Source organism: Lysinibacillus sp. NPDC093216, assembly GCF_050280325.1.
Taxonomy (GTDB): Bacteria; Bacillota; Bacilli; order Bacillales_A; family Planococcaceae; genus Lysinibacillus.
The window spans coordinates 127041-135943 of record NZ_JBNNVB010000011.1; the positions used below are offsets into that span (position 1 = coordinate 127041).

Annotated in this window: 8 protein-coding genes; all 8 read right to left on the reverse strand. The window is 36.2% G+C overall.

Annotation, left to right across the window (positions count from 1 at the left end):
- Window positions 1-190: 190 nt before the first annotated feature.
- Entirely contained in the window at window positions 191-1156 is a 966-nt protein-coding gene (locus ACQKOG_RS14175; RefSeq protein ID WP_370082818.1) for a nuclease-related domain-containing protein, read from the reverse strand.
- A gap of 257 nt (window positions 1157-1413) precedes the next feature.
- The gene (locus ACQKOG_RS14180) at window positions 1414-2208 is read right to left on the reverse strand and encodes an ABC transporter ATP-binding protein (protein ID WP_370082820.1); all 795 of its coding nucleotides are present in this window, start codon (window positions 2206-2208) and stop codon (window positions 1414-1416) included.
- Entirely contained in the window at window positions 2201-3229 is a 1029-nt protein-coding gene (locus ACQKOG_RS14185) for an ABC transporter permease (protein WP_370082822.1), read from the reverse strand. The genes ACQKOG_RS14180 and ACQKOG_RS14185 overlap by 8 nt, the downstream gene beginning before the upstream one ends.
- Before the next feature lie 511 nt (window positions 3230-3740).
- Entirely contained in the window at window positions 3741-4760 is a 1020-nt protein-coding gene (locus ACQKOG_RS14190) for an ABC transporter substrate-binding protein (protein ID WP_370082824.1), read from the reverse strand.
- A 346-nt stretch (window positions 4761-5106) separates the two neighbouring features.
- The gene (locus ACQKOG_RS14195) at window positions 5107-5685 is read right to left on the reverse strand and encodes a TetR/AcrR family transcriptional regulator (protein WP_370082826.1); all 579 of its coding nucleotides are present in this window, start codon (window positions 5683-5685) and stop codon (window positions 5107-5109) included.
- Window positions 5682-7439: an FtsX-like permease family protein gene (locus ACQKOG_RS14200; protein ID WP_427447093.1), complete on the reverse strand. Its 1758-nt coding sequence runs from the start codon at window positions 7437-7439 to the stop codon at window positions 5682-5684. The genes ACQKOG_RS14195 and ACQKOG_RS14200 overlap by 4 nt, the downstream gene beginning before the upstream one ends.
- Before the next feature lie 125 nt (window positions 7440-7564).
- On the reverse strand, window positions 7565-7873 hold the full coding sequence (locus tag ACQKOG_RS14205; RefSeq protein ID WP_427447096.1) for a hypothetical protein: 309 nt from the start codon (window positions 7871-7873) through the stop codon (window positions 7565-7567).
- Between the two features lie 17 nt (window positions 7874-7890).
- Window positions 7891-8583 (reverse strand): ABC transporter ATP-binding protein, encoded by a 693-nt coding sequence (locus ACQKOG_RS14210; protein WP_370082830.1) that lies wholly within the window; start codon window positions 8581-8583, stop codon window positions 7891-7893.
- Between the last annotated feature and the right edge of the window lie 320 nt (window positions 8584-8903).

Sequence of the window (8903 nt, forward strand, 5' to 3'; positions counted from 1 at the left end):
GGTTTATCGGGGCACTTTTGAGATTTATCGAGAACTTTTGATTGTTTATCTACCAACTTTTTTATTTATCTACCAACTTTATCGATTTATCTACCAACTTTTTTAATTTATCACCCAACTTTCCAAAAATATCGACATCTACCTTACAGGCGACACTATCTGACCGCACTGATAGTTTCTTCGCTTGCATTTAATCTAACAATTTGGCAGGAATTATATATTTTCTATTTTTATTTTCACCAACCACTTCAAACTTTAACTTTTTCAATAAGTAATGAGCTACTCTCTCTGAGTCAATATCAAAAAAATTACGAAATTGAGCATTAGAAATATTGTTTCCCATCATTAGTTGATAATCCTGTAACGCTACTAGCATCGATTTATTATCTGTTCGTTGACAATTGCTACAACACCATTTCCCAAAGAAATATTGTAAAGCATACTGATACTCACACTGCGAGCATAGCGCTCCTTTTCTTAGTTCACCCCAGTCCATTTCTGGTATCCATTGTGTTGGTTCATGCTTGTTTAAAATGAGTTCAGCGATATGCTTCAAATCTTTTTCACCTAAACAAACTTGTGAATGTCGTAAAAACAGCTGTTCTACCTTTTCTGTTAAACCACTCACATGAATAATCGGTTGCGCAGACAAACTTGACGTCATAATCATGTTCGGATTTGCAGAGACAATCATATAGACAATAGGTATATGATAGCCTGCCTTTTGAAAAATCTGATGCAAAAACCTAGCATGCCGCTTTACTTGATCAAAGGGATTTCTAAAACCATCTATTCTGCCATCAGAAGTAATTCGAATAAATTGATGATTATCTTCCATATATTCTATACGCCCAACGATATTTTTGATTTCCACTATTAAAACAAAATTTCGCGACATAAATAATGTATCAATTTGATGTATCGATCCACCAGCACTCTCAGCCTTAAGCTCTACATCATGCAATAAATAATACGCATGCTCCAAATAGATTTCCCGCCATTCTCGATCTACTCTTTGCTCGCCAACAATGCCTGCCTTTGTTCTTCCTAGCATTTCTTTAAAATAATCATACTTAGCGTGAGATTTAGATAGTCTTCTTTCGATCATTTCTAACACGAGCTGCTTCGATGAAACTTCGCGCTTTTTTAGTAACATAGTTTCACCTCCTTTAGCTAGATTATAATGCACTTTATCGAAAGAGTTTGCCTATTTATCGAGAACTTTTGATTGTTTATCGACCAACTTTTTTAATTTATCTACTAACTTTATCGATTTATCTACCAACTTTTTTAATTTATCTACCAACTTTATCGATTTATCTACCAACTTTTTTAATTTATCACCCAACTCCCAAAAATATCGACATCAAGCGAAAAACGCCCACACATTTTGTATGAGCGTTTTATCATTTATTATCCTAGTAGCGCACGGTCTGAGTTCATTTTCTCTCCGCGAATACGTTCGAACTCTGCCATCAAATCCGGGATGGTTAATTCATGCTTACGATCCTCGCCAACCTCTAAAATGATTTGACCTTTATCCATCATAATCAGTCGATTTCCTAAGTCTAATGCTTGTTGCATATTGTGCGTGACCATCAATGTCGTTAAGTTGTCTTTCTCAACTAAATATTTCGTAATACGTGTGATTAACTCTGCACGAGATGGGTCAAGCGCCGCCGTATGCTCGTCTAGTAATAAAATCGAAGGCTTCGTAAATGTTGCCATTAAAAGAGACAAAGCTTGACGCTCCCCTCCCGAAAGTAAGCCGACTTTTGCAGACAATCGATTTTCAAGATTTAAACCCAACATCTCCAACGATTCCTTGAAAAATTCCCGACGCTTTTTATCAACACCGAAGCGTATGCCTCTACTCTTATTCCGTGAGTAAGCTAATGCTAAATTTTCCTCAATCGTCATTGTTGGTGCTGTGCCAGCCATTGGATCCTGGAATACGCGACCAATATAGTGAGAACGCTTATATTCTGGTAAAGTAGTAACCTCATTCCCATCAATCGAAACCGAGCCGAAGTCTGGTGTTAGTGCGCCAGAGATCATATTCATCATAGTCGATTTACCAGCACCATTACTGCCGATAATTGTGACGAAATCCCCTGGCTTTAAGTGCAAATTAATTTCTGCAAGTGCAATTTTTTCATCAGGCGTACCTTCATTGAAAATCTTATTAATATCTTTTAATTTAAGCAAGGCGCTTTCCTCCCTGCTCAACTGTCTTTACGCTTGTCTTCTCTGCTGCGCGCTTCACCTTGCGTTTGCGCTCCTTACTCTTATTAATAAATTGAGGTAAAATTAGCGCTATGATAACAATGATAGCTGTTATTAACTTCATATCCCCTGAATCAAGGAAATCTACTCGTAATGCTAATGCTAAAATAATGCGATAAATGATGGCTCCAGCAATGACAGCGAAAGTTGTGCGCATAATCGTTTTTGTACCAAAGATTGCTTCACCGATAATAACAGATGCAAGGCCGATTACAATCATCCCAATCCCCATACTTACATCTGAGAACTTCGAATATTGTGCGATTAAAGCTCCCGAAAATGCAACAAGTGCATTAGAAATTCCTAGCCCTAGAATAATAAGTGTATCTGTATTTGCCGAGAAGCTACGAATCATACGCTTATTATCACCAGTAGCTCGAATAGCCAGGCCGATCTCTGTTTTCAAGAACCAGTCAGCAATGAACTTAATTAAAATTGTGATGATTAATACTACGATTATCGTACTCCATGTTGAAGGTAGTTGATGAACGCCGATGCCTTTTAATAGATTATTTAATGCCGTATCGATTCCTAAATTACTCCAAAATGCTTGAAACTTTGAAAATAAAGTCTCTGAATTTAATAGTGGTATATTCGGACGACCTATCGTATTTTCTGCCGTTGATCCCATAATACGTAGATTAATAGAATACAAAGCAATCATCATTAAAATCCCCGATAATAGAGGATTAATTTTTCCTTTTGTGTGAAGAATTCCTGTCATACATCCAGCAATAAATCCAGCAACAATTGCTACTAAAGTCGCTAAGATTGGATGGTAGCCAAGCATAATCATCGTCGCCGCTGTAGCTGCCCCTGTTACAAAGCTCCCGTCAACCGTTAAGTCCGGAAAATCTAACACACGGAATGTTAAATACACACCAAGTGCCATAATTGCATAGATGATCCCTTGCTCCATCGCGCCAAATATTGCTAAAGGCATAGTTGCATCATCTCCTCATAATTTCTTAATAAATATAAATTGGCTCATCACATAATTTTGGAGTTGATTTCCGTTCCGGCTGGGCGCTTTGTTGCTGTCGCTTCGCTTTCGCACAGAGCAAAGCTTCCTGGGGGCGTTCGATGAGCCGCTTGGGCCAACACGATGTTGGTCCCGAAGGCGTTATCACAGGACGTGATGCTTTTAGCCTTCGTTCCCCTGTGTGCTCGCTCCAGGGTCTCATCTGTGACGCTAATCCCCAAGGAGTCGCCCAGCCTCCACTCCAATCAACTTGTCCACATGACATACTTTTTAACAAAACTTATCGATGATGAACCATAACCTTCTCATAAATTAGTATTCTAATAAGATGAAACTAGAAAGGACTGCCCACATAATTGTGGATCAATACATAATTCATAAATGACTTCATTTTTTATTCTAAAAAGTAGATAAAGCGGGGGTAGTTTTAGTTCTCCCCCGCTTCGCTACATAAGACGATCATGTCAGGTCATTACTTTTCTAACAGCTCTGCACCCCAAGAATCTTTAATTTCGATTCCTAAATCATCCGCTACTTTTTTATTGATTAATAGTTTTAGTTTTTGTGGGTATTGCGCTGGTATATCAGCAGGTTTTGCTTCACCTTTTAGAATCTTCACAGCCATTTGCCCCGCTTCATAACCGATGTCATAATATTCAAAACCATATGCCGCTAAGCCACCACGTGCAACAGAGTCAAGCTCTCCTACAACTAGTGGTAATTTATTAGAGTTTGCTACATCAATTACAGACTCAAGAGCCGAAACTACTGTATTATCAGTAATAATATAGAATGCATCTGCTTTACCAATTAATGATTCAGCAGCTTGTTTTACTTCTGCAGAAGTTGCCGCAGATGCCTCAGCTACTGTTAGGCCTTGCTCAGCCATAACTTTTTTCACTTCTTTTACTTGTGCTACTGAGTTTTGCTCACCAGCGTTGTAAACCATACCTACTTTTTTCGCACCTAATTCCTTTAAGAATGCTACTGTTTTCGAAATAGTATCAGGATGTAAATCGATCGTTCCTGTTACATTTTTCCCTGGCTTCTCCATCGATTCAATAAGCTGTGCGCCAACAGCATCCGTTACAGAAGTGAAGACGATCGGAATATCACTAGTAGCTGTCGCCGCTGCTTGTGCAGATGGCGTAGAGTTAGCAAAAATTAAATCTACGTTGGCACTTACTAGATTGTTTGCAATCGTCGTGTTAAGACTGTTATCCCCTTGCGCTATTTGTGACTCGAATTCAACTTTTAAGCCCGATTCTTCAATTGCTTTTTTGAAACCTTCAGTTGCAGCATTTAAAGATGGATGCTCAACAATTTGAGTAATCCCAATCTTATATGTTTTGTCATCTGCATTGCTCTCACTTGCATTATTCTTTTCTTTCTCTTTCGAATCTGATGAACTAGAACCACCGCTACCACAAGCAGCAAGCATTAAAACTAATCCAAATAACAGGAACGAAAGCTTTTTTAAATTGCTTCTCACAAATAATCCCCCCGATATTATATTATCTTTGATATTTATCACACTTTATCCAAACAAAGTGTGAACGTATCGCTATATTATCTTTATTATATCGCTTCGTCAACAACATTATGAATGTTCTGACTTTTAAATTTAACAAAATATTTTATTTTTTCACTCAATTCGTCGCTTTAAACCGCTAAACTACGCTATTTTTACAAATTGATTTCTTTTTCTAACATAACAAAAATTTTTTTGACAATTTTCGCAAAGCTATTTTTCAGAGATTTGATTTTTTAAGAAATTTATAGAAAAACCTGACATTCCCATAAGAAATGTCAGGCCTTAAAATAGTTTTTATTCACTATTACTTCTTCAAGATATCTACTAACCAACTACTTTGGGGTAACGGGATATCCGGGAAGCATACGTGCGTTTGAGCAACACCTTGAATGGCTGAATAAAAACAACCCGCGAGTGCTTTAGGATCACCATCTCGTATTACTCCCTTAGCTTGACCCTCTTTTACTAAACTTTCGAATCCCTCAGATGCGGCAAGGTCCTTAGCAACTTGTTGAATAGTATCTGGTAGATTACTTGCTATTTGCGTTTGTGCAACTAACATTAGTAATTTTGCCGATAATGGATGAGTTTTAAAGGAATCAATGATCGACGTAACTATCACATTTAAATACTCGAACGGTTGTGCAAATTCCTCTTCTGAAATACCAATAACAGCCATACTAGTTTTAGCTCGATTTAAAAGTTCAAGGTATACCTCTTCTTTAGAGCCGAAATAATGGAACAGTAATCCTTGGCTAATTCCAACTGAATCACCAATCTCTTTTGTTGTAGTTCCTTGATAACCGTTTCTAATAAACAAATCCAAGCCCGCGTTTAGAATTTGCTCTCGTCTAACTTCCTTCTGTTCGCGGCGTTTATTCATTTCATCATAACCTCCTGCAATGTTACTGCATTCATGCTTTTTTTATAGAGTAACATAATGACCTCGTATGAAACAGCAAAGATCACGAGAGAAATTGTTATTACCTTGCTATCTGGTGTCATTGGTATTGCTACTGTTGATGATTTAGCCAATAAATCAAATAAAAATTTAGTTAAAACAATAGCATAGAGTGTGCCAATTATAAATCCGATGTAGGCAATTAATCTAAAGCCCGATAATACGATACGATTGCATTCTGCATTTGTATATCCAAATGCTTTCATCATCGCCAAGTATTTACGATTAGAGGAAATAATGATTTTCATTACAATACTAATCGTTAAAATACTTAAAGCTAAGCCAATTGAGATAAATAGAAAGGATAGCGCGAAATACGTACCTTTTTGCTGAGAACTTGCGTATAATACGTCTTCAAGTTTTGAAACAAACATATGCTGCTTCCTGTCAAACTCTACATTGTCTTCAGTAAATACACCATTATATTCTTCTTTTTTTAAAAGGCCCGCCGTGATTGCAACATTGATATTACTATAAACTACTTCCCCATACACTGATTGCTCAATAGCTGTTATAGGTAGCTGATAAGCAACATTATTTATATAAATTTTCACCGTGTCACCAATAGTCAAATCATATTTTTTGCGCATCCAATCATTCACAACAATGCCTTCCTGTTTAGAAATATCTATAGTTTCCTGGTTCTGTATACTATAGAGTTTATAAAGAGAAAGACTACTAGATAATGCCATAAACTGGCCATTATTTAATACCCCACCATTCGGAAATTCTATTTTACAATCTTCTGAAAAATAAGGTGTTTCCGAGTCTGAAAAATTCATGTCCCTCGCGTCAATAAATCGAACGTTACTTTTATATTCGGAACCTTTAAATGTTAATGAGGATACCTTATCAGACATTGTTTGCAAAGAAAAAGCAATCTGCAAATTAGCGCTAGCCATGAAACCTGTGAGCAAGGCTAAAAAGACTAATAGAATATTATTTAATACGATTGCTTTAAAGGCCACTTTTTTAAAAGGACCAGTTAGCCCTATTCGCTTAACAAGAAAATTCAATTTTGCTGACTCTGCCTTATGAATCATTTCCAATGGCGGTTTACGTAAGGTAAATACGGCAACCCCAAAAGCCATTACAGAAAAGATCAGAGCGGGGATTGCTGTAAACATTATGAATTGTACAGGATCAAAATTTTGTGTAACATTCGGCACGAGAAATGTAGCATTAATCCGATTAATAAACAAAGGACTAACTACATAGGAAACTAAATATCCTACAACGGTGCCTATAAACACGAAAGGTCCTATTAGGAAATATCTTTTAGCAATTTGTATTCTAGAGTAGCCAAGTGCTTTTAAAACACCCATAGTTGGTTTTGTCTCAGTTATATTTTGAAGAACAGTAGTAATAAGCAAAACCATTACAGTTAAACCGAAGAAACTTAAGGCGCTAATTAGACAGATTTTAAACATTTTTTCTTTTGCGATTAATGTAGAAAGTACTTGCGGATTATCTTCTTTACTCACCACGGACTTTACATGTGAATCCAATAGCATTTTTTCTAGAAAGATTTGTTTCTGTTCCTCAGACTCACTTTCCAAAAATCGGCCCGAATAACTTGTTTTCTCCTGTTCACCCCAACTTGTGTAAGCTTCCTCACTACATAGTATTAATGCTTGAGTAGCAGGTTTGTAGCTAACACCATTATCAGCTACCAATGGTGAAATTGCGTCCGGTAAAGTAAAAATCCCACTAATTGAATAAGTTATATTGCCAATAGTAACTGTATCTCCTAATGCTAATTTATTCTCCTGTGAAAAATTTTTATCTATTGCAATTTCAGTTACTTTTTTGGCGCCAAGCCTTTCAAGTATATTGGAATATCAATGTTTCGAGTATTTTGCATAATACGATATACATTTTTTTCATCATAAATGACTTTATATGTTACAGGATCATACGTAAAAGAATACTTATTTGAAAGGTCCGTAATTTCCTCTCCCTGTAGAATAAGTGTAAAGTCCTGCTGATTTTGATGTTCTAGTGCCCTCTTGATGGAGTTTGTACCTTGAAGATAGAAAACAAGTAATGTACAAATAAACACTGCACAGGCAACAACTAGTACAAGCGGATACTGTTTTTTAAATGTCATCAAATGTACTCCCCTTCTCACCATGTAATTTCTTCAACATCTAGTGGGTTAGTATTGCTAGTTACTTCTACTATTTTCCCGCTAGTCATTTTAATAACCTTTGTTGCAATTTGAGCAATACTAACATTGTGCGTTACCATAATAATTGTAAATTTCAATTGTTTTTGAAGCTGCTTCAAATAAGTTAAGATTTGTTTGCTCGTTTCTTCGTCTAATGCTCCAGTTGGTTCATCACAAAACAAAAAATCCGGTTTTTTCGCTAAAGCACGTGCAATAGACACTCGTTGTTGTTGCCCCCCTGAAAGTTCATAAGGAAGGCGTTTTTCTAATCCATGAAGTCCTACACCATCCATTATTTCAGTAATATTTTTGTTCCCTTTTAAGTCAGCACCCATTTTAATGTTAGATTCTACATTTAAAAATGGCAGTAAATAATATGCTTGAAAAATAAAAGCTGTTTTATCACGTCTAAACAACGTAAGATCTTTCTGATTTAATCCACAAATCTCGTAGTCATCGCAAGTAACGCTTCCTGAATCTGGTTGCTCTAAACCAGAAATTACATTAAGGAGCGTAGATTTACCCGATCCAGAAGGGCCAAGAATGACAACGAATTCCCCATCACCAATTGACAATGAAACTGAATTTAATGCATAAAGCAATTCACGACCATTTTGATAACTTTTAACCAAATTTTCTACTCTTAACATGTTAGACCTCCAAACATTTCGTTTATTAATTAATTAATCAATTAATAAATAAACGATATTATTGATTAATTAATTTGTCAATAACCAAAATGCTCCGTTCAATCATGCATAGTAAAAAGCCCCATCTGGTTAGATGCGACTTAATTTTTCTACAGACACTATTCCTTTTCAGTCTCCTTTTTTACATTTAATGCATATGATGCAAATGAGACTAGTGCTGTTTTCAAAAAGCCCAGTGGTGATATGTCAACCATAAAAAACATCGGAATTGGAAATTCTTAAGCTACCAAGCATCTAAAAAACTGTTTTTAAGCGTACTC